Source organism: Bacillus sp. RO1, assembly GCF_012524115.1.
GTDB lineage: Bacteria > Bacillota > Bacilli > Bacillales > Bacillaceae_I > Sutcliffiella_A.
The window spans coordinates 1-17,171 of the sequence record NZ_JAAZWB010000017.1 but is presented as its reverse complement, the minus strand read 5'-3'; the positions used below and the strand labels follow the sequence as shown (position 1 = coordinate 17,171).

General features: G+C 39.5%; 18 protein-coding genes. 4 read left to right on the top strand and 14 right to left on the bottom strand.

Annotated elements, in window-relative coordinates:
- Positions 1-623 precede the first annotated feature (623 nt).
- From HC179_RS00780 to HC179_RS00730, 11 genes are all read right to left on the bottom strand, one after another.
- On the bottom strand, positions 624-1,154 hold the full coding sequence (locus tag HC179_RS00780) for a phosphatidylglycerophosphatase A family protein (protein ID WP_168862607.1): 531 nt from the start codon (positions 1,152-1,154) through the stop codon (positions 624-626).
- Positions 1,155-1,173: 19 nt separating this feature from the next.
- The gene (locus HC179_RS00775) at positions 1,174-1,764 is read right to left on the bottom strand and encodes a YpjP family protein (protein ID WP_168862610.1); all 591 of its coding nucleotides are present in this window, start codon (positions 1,762-1,764) and stop codon (positions 1,174-1,176) included.
- A 570-nt stretch (positions 1,765-2,334) separates the two neighbouring features.
- Positions 2,335-3,108 (bottom strand): class I SAM-dependent methyltransferase, encoded by a 774-nt coding sequence (locus tag HC179_RS00770; RefSeq protein ID WP_168862606.1) that lies wholly within the window; start codon positions 3,106-3,108, stop codon positions 2,335-2,337.
- Between the two features lie 53 nt (positions 3,109-3,161).
- Positions 3,162-3,596 (bottom strand): BrxA/BrxB family bacilliredoxin, encoded by a 435-nt coding sequence (locus HC179_RS00765; protein ID WP_168862605.1) that lies wholly within the window; start codon positions 3,594-3,596, stop codon positions 3,162-3,164.
- Between the two features lie 197 nt (positions 3,597-3,793).
- Entirely contained in the window at positions 3,794-4,915 is a 1,122-nt protein-coding gene (locus HC179_RS00760; RefSeq protein ID WP_168862604.1) for a conserved virulence factor C family protein, read from the bottom strand.
- Positions 4,916-4,936: 21 nt separating this feature from the next.
- Entirely contained in the window at positions 4,937-6,844 is a 1,908-nt protein-coding gene (locus HC179_RS00755; RefSeq protein WP_168862603.1) for an ABC-F family ATP-binding cassette domain-containing protein, read from the bottom strand.
- Between the two features lie 4 nt (positions 6,845-6,848).
- Entirely contained in the window at positions 6,849-7,478 is a 630-nt protein-coding gene (locus HC179_RS00750) for an HD domain-containing protein (RefSeq protein ID WP_168862602.1), read from the bottom strand.
- An 851-nt stretch (positions 7,479-8,329) separates the two neighbouring features.
- Complete coding sequence (locus HC179_RS00745) at positions 8,330-9,172, bottom strand: DegV family protein (protein WP_168862601.1); 843 nt, start codon at positions 9,170-9,172, stop codon at positions 8,330-8,332.
- 227 nt (positions 9,173-9,399) lie between these two features.
- Positions 9,400-9,933 (bottom strand): glutathione peroxidase, encoded by a 534-nt coding sequence (locus HC179_RS00740; RefSeq protein ID WP_168862600.1) that lies wholly within the window; start codon positions 9,931-9,933, stop codon positions 9,400-9,402.
- A 15-nt stretch (positions 9,934-9,948) separates the two neighbouring features.
- Positions 9,949-10,449 carry a hypothetical protein gene (locus HC179_RS00735; protein WP_168862599.1) on the bottom strand — a complete coding sequence of 167 codons (501 nt, stop codon included), beginning with the start codon at positions 10,447-10,449 and terminating at the stop codon, positions 9,949-9,951.
- A complete protein-coding gene (locus HC179_RS00730; RefSeq protein ID WP_168862598.1) occupies positions 10,449-12,140 on the bottom strand; it encodes a formate--tetrahydrofolate ligase in 1,692 nt (563 codons plus the stop codon). Before HC179_RS00730 ends, HC179_RS00735 begins: the two co-directional genes overlap by 1 nt.
- A 452-nt stretch (positions 12,141-12,592) precedes the next feature.
- Between HC179_RS00730 and HC179_RS00725 the strand changes: the two genes are divergently transcribed.
- Positions 12,593-13,768, top strand: a complete 1,176-nt coding sequence (locus HC179_RS00725) for a diglucosyl diacylglycerol synthase (RefSeq protein ID WP_168862609.1) — start codon at positions 12,593-12,595, stop codon at positions 13,766-13,768.
- A gap of 27 nt (positions 13,769-13,795) precedes the next feature.
- Here the strand turns inward: HC179_RS00725 and HC179_RS00720 are convergent, their stop codons facing one another.
- The 3 genes from HC179_RS00720 to HC179_RS00710 all read right to left on the bottom strand — a co-directional run bounded on the left by HC179_RS00720 (position 13,796) and on the right by HC179_RS00710 (position 15,457).
- Complete coding sequence (locus tag HC179_RS00720; RefSeq protein ID WP_082380726.1) at positions 13,796-13,948, bottom strand: DUF3934 family protein; 153 nt, start codon at positions 13,946-13,948, stop codon at positions 13,796-13,798.
- Positions 13,949-14,071: 123 nt separating this feature from the next.
- Positions 14,072-14,761 carry an AIM24 family protein gene (locus tag HC179_RS00715; protein ID WP_168862597.1) on the bottom strand — a complete coding sequence of 230 codons (690 nt, stop codon included), beginning with the start codon at positions 14,759-14,761 and terminating at the stop codon, positions 14,072-14,074.
- 15 nt (positions 14,762-14,776) lie between these two features.
- Positions 14,777-15,457 (bottom strand): class I SAM-dependent methyltransferase, encoded by a 681-nt coding sequence (locus tag HC179_RS00710; protein WP_168862596.1) that lies wholly within the window; start codon positions 15,455-15,457, stop codon positions 14,777-14,779.
- Positions 15,458-15,546: 89 nt separating this feature from the next.
- Between HC179_RS00710 and HC179_RS00705 the strand changes: the two genes are divergently transcribed.
- The 3 genes from HC179_RS00705 (at position 15,547) to HC179_RS00695 (ending at position 16,684) form a co-directional block, all read left to right on the top strand.
- Positions 15,547-15,771, top strand: coding sequence for a DUF3892 domain-containing protein (locus HC179_RS00705; protein WP_205825174.1), 225 nt, complete (start codon positions 15,547-15,549; stop codon positions 15,769-15,771).
- A gap of 23 nt (positions 15,772-15,794) precedes the next feature.
- Positions 15,795-15,938 (top strand): hypothetical protein, encoded by a 144-nt coding sequence (locus tag HC179_RS00700; RefSeq protein ID WP_168862595.1) that lies wholly within the window; start codon positions 15,795-15,797, stop codon positions 15,936-15,938.
- A 113-nt stretch (positions 15,939-16,051) separates the two neighbouring features.
- Complete coding sequence (locus tag HC179_RS00695; protein ID WP_168862594.1) at positions 16,052-16,684, top strand: FMN-binding negative transcriptional regulator; 633 nt, start codon at positions 16,052-16,054, stop codon at positions 16,682-16,684.
- Positions 16,685-17,171 lie beyond the last annotated feature (487 nt).

Below are 17,171 nucleotides of genomic sequence, written 5' to 3'. Positions count from 1 at the left end.
GGACTTCTCTCCTCCTTTTTCCTTGGCACCAAGGTCTTCATCGCTACCTTGAGGACCTCCTTCCTCCTCGTTTCTCGTCACCGAGGTCTTCATCACTTCCATGAGGACCTCCCTCCTCCTCGTTTCTCGTCACCGAGGTCTTCATCACTTCCTTGAGGACCTCCCTCCTCCTCTTTTCTCGTCACCGAGGTCTTCGTATCGATGATGAGGACTTCTCTCCTCCTTTTTCCTTGGCACCGAGGTCTTCATCACTTCCTTGAGGACCTCCTTCCTCCTCGTTTCTCGTCACCGAGGTCGTCATATCGATGATGAGGACTTCTCTCCTCCTTTTTCCTTGTCACCGAGGTCTTCATCACTTCCATGAGGACCTCCTTCCTCCTCGTTTCTCGTCACCGAGGTCTTCATATCGACGATGAGGACTTCTCTCCTCCATTTTTCTCATCAAGGAGGTCTTCTTACAGACAATGAGGACTATTCTTCTTCTTTATCCTTGTCACACAGAGTTCTTCATCACGACGATGAAGAATTAGCATGAACACTACTCCGCAATTCGATTACTTTATAATTTCCTAAACAATAAGAAAGAGTAATTCTGTAATAGAATCACTCTTTCAAACGTTCGATTATACAATTACTTCCTCTTCATTTAATTCAGCTTCCTCTATGTCTCTTGATCTGTGGGCAATTCTGCTAGCTGCAGCTGCCGCAAGCGCACATACAATATCATCCATAAAGGTGTGAACTTCTTCTCCATCGTGTTCATCCAACCTCTTGATTATTCCAAATTTCTCTTTGTCAAGAAAACCAAAGTTTGTCAATCCAATTGACCCATACACATTCACAATCGATAATGGGATAATTTCGTCTATACCATACAATGGTTCGTCAGTCTCAACCAAATATTGAAGGGGATCTGGTAGCAGTTTTTTTTCTGCTAAAATATCCAAAGACAATCCCGTTAACACTGCATGGACAATTTCCCTTTTCTCCAAAACCTTCTCGACGTTATGTATACAATCTTCCAGGGTGACATTACTGATATATTTCTTTTGTAGTAGGAGAACAATTTCAGCGATATCCTGTATCGTAACACCTCTGTCTTCCAACATCTTTTTTGTTGTTTCTCTCATCTCTTTTAACGTGTATTTTCTCATATGGCCCCCCTCTTTCTCTCTAGCTCAACCATTTAGGTGGCGTGTTCTTCGCCCAATAAATAGACCCTAAAGCATGATGGCCATGAAAGTCATCGTGATAAGTATGGTAATGAAAGTTAAAATAATATCCATCTAGTGGAGGATGATCTTTTCTTACATGAAATCGGATAAGATCTTTTCCTGTAACAGCATGATAAATATGAAAAATCTTTTCGCTATCTCCACCTGTAGGATTTTCAGAAATAGTTAAATTAGTGAGATCTTCTTCAGGATGCTCTTCTGCAAGATCTTGTAGAACCTGTTCCATTTTAGGGAAAATTACATCTTTAAATTCATCTTGTATTTTTGGACCAATTCTTGATCCGAACTTTGCAAAACTTTGTTGTTCAGCCTGTTCTGTAGCTAAAGACAGAAATAAATCTTTAGACAACCTTTGTTCAAATGGTGCTAAAAATTCATTAGAATGATTGTTATATTCTTTGCTTGTTACATCGCCAAACGACGAATCATCCTTCTGATCGTCTATTGTCAAATAGGCAGGTGGCGATACTGTACCGAACGTGAGCGCTGTAATTAAGACTACTAATGATTTCTTAAGCCATTTCGGCAAGACAGTTTTCCTTTCCATCTGTATATCCCCATTCTATTAATTTCTCTAGTATTATGTAAAACTAGTATATCACAAAAGTAAGAAAATTTTATCAATTTTGCGTTAACTTTTCTTACCTAAGCTTTCAAGACTTTCTTTTGGATGCCGTTTGTTACAGATTACGCACTAATCTAGTGATTTAATGAAAAATGATTTAATTATTATTCATTTATTTATGTTTTTTTGTTAATATTAATGAATAGTACATATTGGAGGTTAATATCATGGCAGATATTGCAATTTTGGTATCAAGCTTTGTTACTTTAGGTGCATTGATTTATTTATGTTTTGCTGATTGAATTTACAGAAAAAACCTCGTGTTGAGAATAGGTCAACACGAGGTTTTTTTAGTATACACTGACACTGCTGGTGATTTCCGCAAATGGCTACGCTTTCCTAGTGGCTGACGAGAGCCTCCTCGGCTCCGCCTGCGGGCTCTCCAGCTAGCGCTACCTCCCTAAGGAGCCTTCGCCTTTTGCTCCAATCACCAGCTACCATTTTGGCTATCTTCTAGTTACCGTTATACATAGCCTAACACTCTATATAGCCAAAATGGAATTTCGCGGTTTTTCTTTTTAATACGGTAAATCCGTATTGGGCAAACTTTTCACTTTGCCAGTGGTCCTTTAATACTACTCTGTTTTTGGCAACCCTTTTTGATTCCTGCAGTGTTTGTTCATTTAATGCATCTTTTACCGCTATGTTTCTTAACGGTGCAATGCCGTTTGATTCTTCAATCCCAATTTCGAACATCGGATCAAAGTATACAACATCAAAGCTATTATCTGGTAAGTTCGTTAATACTTCCTGATGCTTTCCTTGGATTACTTGAATGCGTCTCATCGCCTTTTCTAGCGAAATATGGTCAGATTGCCAAGCCGCAAGGCCATTTTTCACAAGATAGGCAAGAACCTCATTCCCCTCAATGCCGTACACTTTTCCTTTTTCACCTGTCGCTAAGCTTGCCATAATGCTGTCTGATGCGAGACCAAGAGTGCAATCAAGAAAACTCATTCCCTCTTTTAAATCTGTTGCTTTTAAAAAAGGCTCTATCTCGCCATGTTGCCACCTTTTAACTCGAAATCCGGCTGTATTAGGATGAAAAAAAATAGGTTCAGTCTCATACATCCGATGCCATTCATAACGATTTTTCCCTATTACTAAAACTTCTTGGTCAAATTCCTTAAATAATGTATGGACTGATTTCTTATTTCTTTGTATGTATGAACAGTCAAGGTCTTGTGCAATATTTTTTGCAGTTTGAATCATTGCTGCATCGGTTCTCCCCGCAGTGGTTACAATCATAATTTTCTCCTTTATAAAAGGATGTGCGTAGTATCTACACACATCCTAGCGAATTAACAATATTGGTGAAATGCTCCTTGAAGATTGGTCATGATGTTTTCCATCGTGTTCGCTTCAATATCATGGCGATGAATGAAATGTACGACTTCTTTCCCTTTTAATAAGGCCATTGAAGGTGAAGATGGTGGAATGTCTCCAAACATTTCCCTCATTTTGGATGTAGCTTCTTTATCCTGGCCCGCGAAAACCGTTACTAGGTGATCTGGTGTTTTGTCGGCTTGGATAATGGATTGGGTTGCTGCTGGACGTGCTAGTCCTGCTGCACAACCACATACGGAGTTAACCACCACAAGTGTTGTTCCTTCTATTTTATTGAAGTATTCTTCCACTTCATCGCTTGTGGTTAGTTCTTGAAATCCTGCTCTTGTAAGTTCATCTCTCATAGGTTTTACTATTTGTTTCATATATTCTTCATATGCCATAGACATTTTCCATTTCCTCCTTTTATCATAGGTATCCTCGTATACCGCAGTTGATTTCCACAAATGGCTTCGCTTTCCGCGGGGCGAACTCGAGCCTCCTCACAACTCTTCAGGGGTCTCAACATTGTCGCTCCTCCCCCGCTGAAGTCTTCGCCTTTTGCTCCAATCAACTGCTATGATTCTTCTTAAACCCGGTATTGTTCTTAGTTATTTCTTTCTGTCATTTGCTTCCAGACGGAGCCTTTTGCTTCTTCTCCGCCTTCTATTCGTTGGATGGCCATTTTCACTTGCATGCTCACTTCAAATTCAGGATCATTCTCTGCTTCTCGAAGTGCAGGAAGCGCGGTTTCGTCACCAACCTCGTAAAGGAACATGGCCGCTCTCCATCGGACTAATTTGTTTTTGTCTTTTAAAGATTCTATCATGGCAGGCATCGCTGCTTTATCGCCAAGGTCTGACATACAGTCTCCAGCTGTTCTCCTAACCGTAACGGACTTATCTTTTAGTGCTTTTGACAAATATGGTAAAATGTCAGAGTCTTCAAGCATTCCAAAGTATACAGTTGCTAAGCGGCGGATAGAACCCTTTTCGTCTTCTAAAGCCTTTGCCAATACTGGGATATCTTCTGGTTTAGGATCCATTTGATCTAGCGCAGCAAAGCGTTTTGACCAGTCCGGGTCATCTAGCATTTCCATTGTCACTTTATAACGTTCTTTCGATTTAATTGTATTCGATTTTTCCTTATTATTTTCTTGCTTTAACATTTTTTCCAAACGTTCTTCCGTAAATGTTGCAGAAAGTTCTTCTACTATCTCCGTACCAACGGCCTCAAGATCTCCGTAGCGGACACCATGTTCCTTCCATTCACGCTCAAGTACGACATTATCTTGCTGTTCTTGAACTGAAAGTATGGCTTTCATGAACCTATCTGGTAAACCAACACGTTTTTCCTCTTCCCCGTCTGTTAGTTTCACTTGCATGGGAATTCCTTGGAACATTTGAACGAAGACTTTGACTTCTCCAAAACCTTCTAATGATCTTTGATCTTTTGTGTCTTGGTCGTCTTCTGCTTCTCCAAAAGCAGCCCTTACTTCAGAAAGTATCCCTTTCCAATCAAAGCGGGCATTTCTTTCTACTGCCAAAAAATCCGCTACGTGATAAACTCCTTTAACACCTTCTATTTCTAGTATATCCTGAATGATTCCAGGTGCCAGGTCGCTATTGTCTTTTGTATAGTTGTTTCTTGAACCTGCAGGCAATTCTTCACTTAGGATAACCTTCATCGTGTTAGGACTTGGAGTTGGTTCAATAGATTTTATATTCAAGAAAAAACACCCTTTCTTTTCTTATGATTGCTCTTTTATCTTTTCTACTTTTTCAGATAGTTCTTCCCATCTGTTCATTGCCTCTTCCAATAATTGATTGGTTTCTTCTTGCTCTGAAAGCCACTTGCTAACCCTATCATAATCGCTACCTGCAGTTGCAATCTCTTTCTCAATGGTTTCAAGCTTTTCCTCAAGCTCCATAATTCTTTCCTCTATCGTATCCCAGTCTTTTTGTTCCTGGTAGGACAATTTCAAGGTTTTTTGTTTTTGGCGGGTTACTGTTTGTGATTCTTTTTTTGCTTGCTCTAACTGCTTCTGTTCTTTACGCTTTTGTTGTTTCTCTTGAACATAGTCTGAGTATTCACCGAAAATCCTTTTAACGTTACCGTCACCTTCCAGAATAAACAGTTCATCAACGACTTTATCTAAGAAATAACGATCATGGGAAACTGTTATGACAACCCCAGGGAATTCTTCCAAATAACCCTCTAAAATGGTCAATGTCTCTGTATCCAAATCATTGGTCGGTTCATCAAGTAGCAATACATTTGGCTGGGACATAAGTATTCTTAATAAGTATAACCTTTTTCTTTCTCCCCCTGAAAGCTTCCGTATTGGAGTACCGTGGGAATGTGGCGGAAAAAGAAAACGTTCAAGTAACTGTGAAGCACTGATATGCTGCCCGTCTTCACCTTTAATAACCTCGGCTTCTTCTTTTATATATTCTATCATTCTTTGATCAAGATTCATTTCCTGCTGCTCTTGGGTATAGTACCCAAGTTTAACGGTCAATCCTACATCCACTTTACCGTGGTCAGGTGAAATTTTCTGAGCAAAGATATTTAAAAGTGTAGACTTACCAACTCCATTTGGTCCGACAATTCCGATTCTGTCTTTTTGCTTGATCAATAAGTTTACATGTTTAAGAATTACCTTGTTTCCAAATTGAAGAGATACATCTTCTATTTCCATTACTTTTTTTCCAAGCCTAGCAGAACCTGAAAGAAGTTCTAATTCACCTGTAGAGGAAGTGGAGGATACTTTCTCATCTAGGTCCTCAAAACGCTTTATCCTTGCTTTTTGTTTCGTCGTTCTGGCCTTTGCTCCTTTTCGCATCCATTCTAACTCCTGGCGATAAAGACTCTTCTGTTTTGCTTCTACTTTAAGTTCTTCTTCCTGCCTGATCGCTTTTGCTTCCAGGTAATCTCCATAATTACCTGTGTACGTATAAATGGAGCCATTATGCAATTCGAAAATTTTGTTTGTTACTTTATCAAGGAAATAACGATCATGTGTTACAAGCAGTACCGCTCCTTGGTACTTACTTAGATAATCTTCTAACCATTCTATTGCCTCAAAATCCAGATGGTTGGTAGGTTCGTCCAGAATAAGTAAATCGGCAGCTTCCACCAAAGTCTGAGATAGGGCTACACGTTTTTTTTGCCCACCTGAAAGGTTGGATATCTGTAGGTTTGTATCCGTAATTCCGAGTTTATTGAGAATAGCCTTGGCATTTGAACTTGCATCCCATGCTTGAAGCTGGTCCATTTGTGTTTGCAGCTTAGCAAGTTGATCCTGAAGTTTTTCGTTCAGCGGGTCCTCTTGGATTTTCGATAAACACTTCTCATATTGTCTAATGACATTGTTCGTATTTGAGTCTTTGCTGAATATTTGTTCCATCACAGAAAAAGACTCATTCAATTCAGGCTGTTGAGATAGAAATCCTATTGTATAGTCATTGGAAGCAGTAATGGTACCTGAATCAGGAGTTTCTTGTCCAGCAATGATTTTTAATAGGGTCGATTTTCCTGTACCATTAACACCTATTAAACCGACTCTTTCTTTTTCTTGTATACTGAAAGAGGCCTTCCCAAGCAAGACTTTTTCCACATATGTTTTTGATAAATCTTCCCCAATCAACATTTTCATCCTGTTATATCTCATTCCATTCTTTCATAAATTGATCTACAAATTTCTTCATAAATTCATGACGTTCCAACGCAATCTTTTTCGCTTCTTCCGTTTGAAGGGTATCTATTAAAAGAAACAATTTTTCATGAAAATGATTAATGGCGGTGGACTTTTCGCCTCTGTACTGTTCATATGACATGGAAGTTCTAACCTCTATTTGAGGATCATACATCGCTTGCCCTTTTGCTCCTGAGTACATAAATGTCCTAGCAGTCCCGATGGCACCTAATGCATCTAGCCTGTCGGCATCCTGAACCACTTTTCCCTCCAGGGAATCCAGTACTATTCCATTTCCGCCTTTATATCCGATATTTTCTATTGTATAAAGAATTTCATCTATATGTATTTTAGTTAATGGCAGTTCAGACAAGAGGGCGGCTATTTCATCTTTCGCCTTGTCTTTATTTGTAGTTATTTTGTCATCGAGTACATCATGCAATAGGGCAATGATTTCTACCATTAAAAGATTTGCTTTCTCTTCTTTCCCAATATGTAAGGCAAGTCTTCTGACTCTTTGAATATGGGACCAGTCATGTCCTGTGCTATCATTGTTAAATAATGATTCTACGTATTCTTCTACTTTATGTATCACTAAATGTAACTCCCTTTATCATTTGATTCAATTCCATTTTAACATGTAAAAGGCGATTTCTATACCATAATGCAATGGATGTCATCTCATAAGTGTAACATATGGCGATTCTCTTTCATAAAATGGGCTGAGTCAGCTTTCTTACTTTTAAGGTATTGGTTTTACACCGCTGTTGATTTCCGCAAATGGCTTCGCTTTCCTAGGGGCTGACGAGAGCCTCCTCGGCTACGCCTGCGGGGTCTCCACCTAGCGCTACCTCCCTCAGGACAAGGAAGGCTTCGGCAGCGAAACATCGCACGAAGAAAATGTGCAGCATTTTCGAGGAGTCTTCGCCTTTTGCTCCAATTAACAGCTATAAATAATAAGAACACAACGTTAGTTCTTTTTCGGTTAACTTGGGTATCTCTTCAAAAACCCTTAGTTGAATGAGGTCACCTTATTCATTGGAGTGGAAGGCGCGCAGACGCCCTCAGGCAAGCAAAGCACCTGGAACGGAAATCAACTGTATTAAAAACTTGCTTATCATAACATTAAAAAAGCTAACGGCTACGTCTGCAGTAAGCGGACGTTGCACATTAGCTAGAAAGGAGTAAGGAATGTATTATCCTCGGAATATAAACCGTTCTCAAATTGGAACTGCCTGGTTTGGCACTCATATAGTCATTATTAGATGCAATTATAAGACAAATGAAGTATTAGCTGTATTTAAGAGTGACCACGCCCCATCTGAACCTATTGCTAATAGCTGCGCCGAAACCTTGTCAAGATATATTAGTATAGGCTACACCTTATTGGGAGCTTATGTTCTTGGCGATAAGGAGGTTCAATATGTCCTTCAGTATCGTTAATTTTTATTCGTTGTACCAGGAAATGCCGATTGTATTCACTCCGGCATGTACTGCAATGGCTGTAGATAGCGGAAAGCGATTAATTGGTATATCAGGATATTTTCCCTTCAGGTTGTCTACTAGTGCGTCCGCTTCCTCTATGTTAGTACCGTGAAGGACAAATAGTTCTTTAATCGTTGAATTGGTTTGAGCCTCTTCTAGAAAATCCACTATTTTTGATAGCGCTTTCTTGTGAGTGCGGACTTTTTCCGCAACATCCAATGTTCCATCTTTAATTTGGATGATCGGTTTTATTTGAAGCAGACTCCCTAATAGCTTTTGTACACCTGACATTCGTCCACTCCGGTGCAATTGTTCAAGACTGCCTATCAAAACATATATATCACATTTTGTGGCTAACTCATTTAGATTTTCTATTATATCCTCATAAGACTTTCCTGCTTCTTGGGCTTCAATTCCCTTTTTTACCATTGCAGATAAGGGAAATGAGATGACTTTGGAATCTATAGTGTGAACGGGAATATCTACAAGTTCCCCTGCCTGCGTACTAGATGACACGGTTCCGCTCAAATGACTGGATAAATGTACGGATATAATTCTGTCGTATGATTCTGCCAATTTATTGTACAGCTCAACAAATGCACCTACAGAAGGTTGGGATGTTTTGGGTGGAGTGTTACTCGCCTCAAGTTTTGTATAAAAATCCTCTAAAGATAATGTCACACCATCAAGAAATTCTTCGTTTTCAAAGTAGACCACCATCGGAATGCTATAAACATCAGGATGATTTGTCAACATCTCGTCCAGATAAGCCGTACTATCTGTTACCCAAGCTATTTTCTCCATAATAATTCCCCCTGTTCTCTATCTTTTATACTATTTTATTCTACTATTCTGATAATAATACTTACAACCGTAGATCGTACCAAATTGAATCCCTGAATAGTGATATTATTATCTATTCGATAGTAATACAAAAAACCCTTCTCTGTTTTTAAGAAAAGGGTTTGCTTTTATATTAGGTTTATTAATGTAAACTTATTCTTTAGCGTATAAAAATGAAAGTGAATTTATTATAGTAATTTTTCAATATCATTTTTCATTTTTGAAGGAGAAGTTGCCGAAGCAAAGCGCTCCACTACGTTTCCTTCTCTGTCTACCAGGAATTTAGTGAAATTCCATTTTACTGCTTTGGATCCCAATAATCCCTTTGCATTTTCTTTTAAATAGTCAAATAGCGGGTGAGCATCGTCCCCGTTCACATCCACCTTAGAAAACATTGGGAAGGAGACACCATAATTCAACTGACAAAATTCATTAATCTCTTCTTCTTTACCAGGCTCTTGGTTCCCAAACTGGTTACACGGAAAGCCTAGTACCATAAATTTTTTGTCTTTGTATTCTTTGTACAGTTCCTCTAATTCTTCAAATTGTGGTGTAAAACCACATTTACTTGCTGTATTGACAATTAATAGAACGTAACCTTTATATTCCGAGAGCGGCACTTCATTCCCTTTAATATCTGGTGCAGTAAAATCATAGATTGTTGTCAATGCATTCACCTCATTTTTCTTTTTATTATGGATGAAGGTGTTTTCTCTGTCCATTATTTGTGTGTAAAACTAAATAATAGTCTCAACCATAAATGAGAGCATGTCTCTTAAATCATCTATATTTTCTTCAAGTATGAGCCTATCGAATATAACTTCAGCTTTTAATTCCACATTTTCTTTTTCTTCTTCTGCATGCTTCTTGGTGGAGAAAATAGTGATGTTTCTTTCCGTCCAGATTTCCGAAAGGGAATTTTTCCAATTTTTCACCTCTTGATGTAGATTCGAAACCTCCGAGGCGTTTTTGATAAAAACTAACTTAACGGTACATCCAGGGGCCTCTATATGCTTTAGAATTTCTCCAGAAAGGTTTTCAGCATCAGAGGAAAGGATAATCTCTCCCATAATCTCCGCATTATTAACGGCTATTTTCATACTAAACGTTCTAGACATGGCGGCAAGGTCCACCATGTCTTTTCGTTCTACTATTTTAACTACACCATCAAGGTCTAAGTCATATAGATCTCCTTCAATGACTACTTTCAAATTGTCAAAAACGGTTGGATCGAACATTAGAACAAGCCTACCGCTTTGCCTTTTTCATCAACATTCATTTTCAGTGCGGCCGGCTCTTTTGGAAGACCTGGCATCGTCATGATATTCCCTGTTAACGCAACGATGAAACCTGCGCCAACGGATGGTTTCAGCTCTCTAATGGTAACCGTGAAGTTTTCTGGCCTTCCAAGTTTTTTTGCATCATCTGTTAGTGAGTATTGTGTCTTGGCCATACATACTGGCAAATGCCCCCATCCTTCTCCAATAATTTGCTGAAGTTGTTTTTGGGCAGCTGGCAACAATTCTACTCCTGATCCTCCGTAGACATTCTTCACAATTGTTTCTAGTTTTTGTTCTAGAGTATCCTCTGATTGATAGAGCGGTGTATAAGACGTTTCTTTCGCTTCTATTTGTTCAAGTACTGTTTTTGCTAGCTCAAGTCCTCCATTTCCACCTTGTTCCCACACTTGAGTGAGAGCCATTGGGATGTTATTTTCCTCACACCAATTTTTCACAAACTCTAATTCAGCAGCAGTATCTGTAATGAATTCATTAAGGGCTATCACATATGGTAATCCGAACTTTTCTATTGTTTCCACATGTTTTTTTACATTTTCTATTCCTGTACTCAATGCCTCTAGGTTCTCTTCTTTTAATTGTTCTTTTGACATGCCTCCATGCATTTTAATGGCACGGATCGTAGCTACAATCACCACTGCTTCAGGATTAAATCCAAGTGCAGGTGTTTTAATATGTAAAAATTTCTCCGCACCAAGGTCAGCACCGAACCCTGCTTCTGTAACCACGTAATCTCCAAGTTTTGCTGCCATTTGCGTCGCCATTACACTGTTACAGCCATGGGCTATGTTGGCAAAAGGACCTCCATGAATGATGGCAGGCGTATGTTCCATGGTCTGCACAAGGTTTGGCATGCATGCGTCTTTTAGGAGCAAAGTCAAGGCACCTTCTACCTTTAAATCTTTTACGGTCACTGGTTTCTTTTCCAAGTCGTATCCGATGACAATTCTAGCAAGTCTCTCTTTTAAGTCCGCTACATCTTTTGCCAAGCAGAATACGGCCATAATTTCAGAAGCAACCGTAATATCAAATCCATCTTCTCGGGGCACCCCTTGTGTTGGTCCCCCCATTCCAATAACCACTTTTCTAAGCGCTCTATCATTAAGGTCAAGTACCCTTTTCCAAGTAATTCTCCTTGTATCAATCTTTAAATCATTTCCCTGATGAATGTGGTTGTCAATCATCGCAGCCAGTGCGTTATTCGCCGTTGTAATGGCATGGATATCTCCGGTGAAGTGAAGGTTGATATCTTCCATCGGTAACACCTGGGAGTATCCTCCTCCAGTTGCTCCGCCCTTCATCCCCATTGTTGGTCCAAGGGAAGGTTCACGCATAGCTATAATAGTTTTTTTACCTAGTTTATTCATTGCTTGACCAAGGCCAACTGTAACGGTAGACTTTCCTTCTCCAGCTGGCGTTGGATTTATTGCTGTAACCAAGATTACTTTACCATTTTGTTTATTATGTAAACGCTTTGTAATGTCTAGTGAAAGCTTTGCTTTGTACTTTCCATAAAGCTCAATTTCATCTTCTTCAATATCAAGCAGATTTGCGATGTCCGTAATTCTTTTCATTGAAGCTTGTTGGGCAATTTCAATATCACTCTGCACTGCTGTCTTGGTATGCTTCATCCTTCATTCCCCCGTATTTAATGGTAGACTTTTTTATTTTTTGGCTCTGTTAAACACCGCTGTTGTTTTACGCACTAGGCTTCGCTTTCCTAGGGGCGTTTGGGGAACTTCCTCGGAAAAGCGCCTGCGGGGTCTCCCCTAAACGCTATCTCCCTCAGGACAAGGAAGGCTTCGACAGCGAAGCATCGCACGAAGAAAATGCGTAGCATTTTCGAGGAGTCTTCGCCTATTGCTTCAATCAACAGCTAGGTTGCTGCAAAAATCAACAATATGATTTTACAGAGGCAATTTTTTTACAATGCTATTATTGTACCACTATTCCTAAAAATTATGGATTGGTTCTGCTCACCCGGACATATAAAATTTACATAAAATTAGAAAAACTTTAATTTCTCCATAACATAAAATTGATAATATTTTTTTAAATAGAAATGTAGTTAGGAGGCTTGATGATGAAGAATAACGGGCCAAAGGTTATTATTTTGACTGCTTCTTATGGAAACGGTCATCTGCAAGTGGCTAATTCTTTATACCAAGAGTGTGTTAGAAGAGGGTATGATAATGTAAAGATTTGCAACCTGTACGCAGAGTCACATCCATTCATTTCAGAAGTGACAGAGAAGCTCTATTCCAAAAGTTTTACGTATGGAAAGCAATTCTATAAGCTGTTCTATTACGGAACAGATTTCATTCAAAATAAAAAGATGCTTCGTTGGTATTACCAATATGGATTTAAACGGCTTACTTCACTGATTGACACAGAAAAGCCGGACATTTTGATAAACACATTTCCAATCAACGCCGTTCCTGAATTCCGTCGTCGGACAGGGATTGTAATACCTACATACAATATCATTACCGATTATTGCTTGCACAGTCTCTGGCTTCATGACGATATTGATAAATATTATGTTGCGAGCAATGAGTTAAAAGCAAAGATCCATTCAAGAGGCGTACCTGAATCCAAAGTTATGGTAAGTGGTATCCCAATACGTCCTTCTTTTTCTCAATCGTTGGACAAGAGGATTCTATTTGACAAATACCAGATAAGCCCTAAAAAAGATTTAATCTTACTTATTGCCGGAGCTCATGGTGTACTTAAAAATATTAAAGAAACATGTGAAACACTTCTGTTAAAAACAGATCATCAACTTGCTGTTGTATGCGGCAAAAATCATTCTTTAAGAAACGAGATGGCACATCTTGAGAATAGGTACAGAGATAGATTTCATTGTTTTGGATATCTTGAGAGAATTGATGAACTATACAGGCTTGCAAGTGTCATGGTGACTAAACCTGGGGGAATCACTCTTACAGAGGCTACTGCAACCGGTACCCCCCTCATCCTATATATGCCTGTTCCTGGCCAGGAAAAAGAAAATGCACTATTTTTCTCAGAAAAAGGTGCCGCGTTGACAGCGAAAAATCAGGAAGAGTTGCTTAATAACATCGACTCTTTACTAAAAAGTAAACAGAAACAACTCTCTTTGCAATCATCCATTAAAAAATTGTACTTGCCTTCATCTCAGGAGATGATCATGACTGATATTCTCAAAGAGAGCGAGAGGATATCACTAATGAAGAATCACACGAGTATGAAATCACAGAAAAAAAAGCTTGGGAGCTAATTTTCGCTTCCAAGCTTTTGACCTATATTATTCGGAACCACTAGTTCCTTTTGCTTTTGCACCTTTACTCTTGTATGGTTTGTTGCTTTTGGCTTTATTTGCTGCTTTTTGCCAACGGCTCCATCCCTTTTTACCTGTTCCGCGGCCTGTTCCTCCGCCTTTGCTCTTTCCACTACTCATTTATTTCACTCCTATATATTTCAACCAGACTCTGTTAAACACCGCTCTAATAACTTTTTGTGTTAAACATCTAGCTTACTACATTAGAGTGATTAAGCAAAGGTTTTTTGTGTCGGAGGAGTGCTATTCTCCTGTTGTATAGACTTCTTCAAACGGCTGTACTACAACATAACCGTTACCGGCGAATTTCATTTGGATCGATTCGCCACTTCCTCTTCCAAGGAAAGTCTTCAATTGTACATCTGTGACAAACTCCGGTTGGAGGTTACCTGACCATGCTACCGTTGCGTTCGGATCTGTATAAACAGGCTGTCCTGGATTCACCATTAAGGTAAGAGGCTCATAGTGCGAGGTAAATGCAACCAAACCACGACCTTCCAGCCTTACATTGAAAAGTCCACCTGCCATCATCCCTGCCACTCTTCTCATAAGTTTAATGTCCCAGTCCAATCCTTTTTCAAAAGCAAGCAGATCGTTGCCGTTGATAAAGATGCTGTCTCCTTCCAAATCAAGAATTGTTATTTTTTTACCTTGATCAGCAATATACAGCTTCCCGTTTCCTGAGGCCTTCATTAATTGTGAACCTTCCCCGGTAAGGGCTTTTTTCATCAATTTCCCCAAACCGTGGTCTAACATTCCTTCCCGTTGAAACTTGATGGAACCTTCATAGGAGATCATTGAACCCATTTTTGCCCAAATATCTCCATTAAGATTCACCTCAAGTATTCTTTCTGTCTCTAACTCGAAAAGCCCTTGCCCTTTATCCTCTTGCCTACTTTTTTGAATAAATTGCTGAATGGAATATTTAGACATAAACAAATTTCCTCCCTATTTTTTCTGCAGCTCGAATACCCACATGAACGTTAATGCTTGCTTTAAAAAGCGAGGTAAATTAGTAGTATCCAGCTTTTTCGCCTCTTCCTTATATACGGGCATCCCGTCCAAAAGTTCCCAACCATTTTCAAGTGCCAACCGTTCAAACTCCCATGGCATCATGGTGTTGCAGATTGCTTCTTTTCCATACAGCCTTTGGTAGCTATGTGCCCTTGGTCCAGCAGTTGGTCCCAATAACCCCAAAAACAATTTTCCACCTGGCTTTAACACTTTATGAAATTCTTCTAACACTTGAAGAGGTTGTTCTACCCATTCAATAGAATTAATAGCCATCACGGCATCCATGGAGTGATTCTCTAATGGCAGCTCCGTCAAACTCCCCTTTTGAAATTTAATGTTTGTATGTACCCGTTTTTTCACAGCTCTTTCTATCATGGCTTCTGCAATATCCACTCCTGTTACATGGTACCCATTCTCAGCTAGCAAGAAGGAACCAAAACCATCTCCACACCCTGCATCCAAAACATGCGCTTCTTGAGTTAACCTCTCTTTTATAAATGGAATGATTGTCTTCCTGCTACCGTTTAACCACATGTTTTCACTGTTTTCGTGCCAAAAATCTGCTCGCTCATTCCATACCTTCTCTGTTTCTTCATTCCAATTGAACTTCTTCATGTAATCCCTCCCTTAACTACTCCCCAAAAACCGTATAAATTTATTCTACAAGGAAACGCTACAATCGTATAGAGAAAGGAGGATCTACTTTGAGCGAAACATTTGTAGCAGTTCAGAAAAATGGCGATGGTGATATCACAGGTTTTAAAACATCCAGCGGCAGAGTTCTCTCCTATCAAGAAGCTGTAAACGACGTAAATCAAGGCACTGTCCTTGGAGCAAATGTATTTAAAGGTAAGGACGGCGAAATGTATATAAGAGGAAACGCCGACGGGGATCCGACAAACAATTTGGATAACTTACCGTCATTCTAAACGATCAAAAGGAGCCAACAATCATGACGAAAAAGTATAACAAAGGCGGAAGCCAAAATCAGAACAGCCCTACAAGCAGCTTTACAGCCGAGAGCGAAAAAGTTGCCGGGGATAATAGCAAGGGAAACAAGCGAAATAAAGACCAAAAAGATAAAACCGAACTATAATACTCAGGAGCTGTCATTTAGGCAGCTCCCTTATTTTTTTCTCCACATGCCCAGAAAATCCTATATAATTTCATTAAGAGTCAGTCTATTGAAACTGTAAAGGAGCTATCAACATGTATATACCTAAGCAATTTAAAAAGGAAGAAACAAACGATATCATCCAATTTATCCGTGCAAACAGCTTTGGAGTATTATTCTCTCAACACAAAGGATTGCCAACTGCTACACATTTGCCATTCATCCTATCTACTGAAGAGGACGGCAGCATTACGTTACTTTCACATATGGCAAAAGCAAATCCCCAGTGGAAAACGCTGGACTCAAAAGAAGCACTTGTAGTATTTAACGGACCGCATGCCTATATATCTGCTTCATGGTATGAAGAAGCGAATACTGTTTCCACTTGGAATTATGTGAGTGCCCATGCTCATGGGAAAGTAGAAGTTATACAAGACGACCAAACGCTATTATATATCTTGAAAGAAGCAACAGACTTCTATGAAAAAGAGCTAGAGGAACCTTGGAGATTGGAAGAAAACCTCGAAACAGTCAAAAGCATGTTAAATGGAATTGTAGGATTGAGGATAAGGGTTGAAAACCTTCAAGGTAAGTGGAAACTGAACCAACACCATTCAACCATGAGAAAAGAACGTGTTATCCAACAACTGAAAAAACAAACTCACTATGATTCTAAAGAAATTGCTAGATTAATGGAATTAGAGTTACAACTTAGTAAAAAGGGATGATTTAACCTCAGGTCATTCCTTTTGTTTTGAGAATTTTCTACTATAACGTGAATTGTAGCTGTTGATTGGAGCAAAAGGCGAAGACTCCTAAGGGAGGTAGCGCTAGGTGGAGACCCCACAGGCTTAGCGAAGCCACTGAAAAACTGATAACGTAAAGTTTTTTATGATTCCTAGCTGGTGATTGTAGCAAAAGGCGAAGACTCCTGAGGGAGCTAGCGCTAGGTGGAGACCCCACAGGCGTAGCAAAGCCACTGAAAAACTGATAACGTAAAGTTTTTTATGATTCCTAGCTGGTGATTGTAGCAAAAGGCGAAGACTCCTGAGGGAGCTAGCGCTAGGTGGAGACCCCGCAGGCGTAGCGAAGCCACTGAAAAACTGATAACGTAAAGTTTTTTATGATTCCTAGCTGGTGATTGTAGCAAAAGGCGAAGACTCCTGAGGGAGCTAGCGCTAGGTGGAGACCCCGCAGGCGTAGCGAAGCCACTGA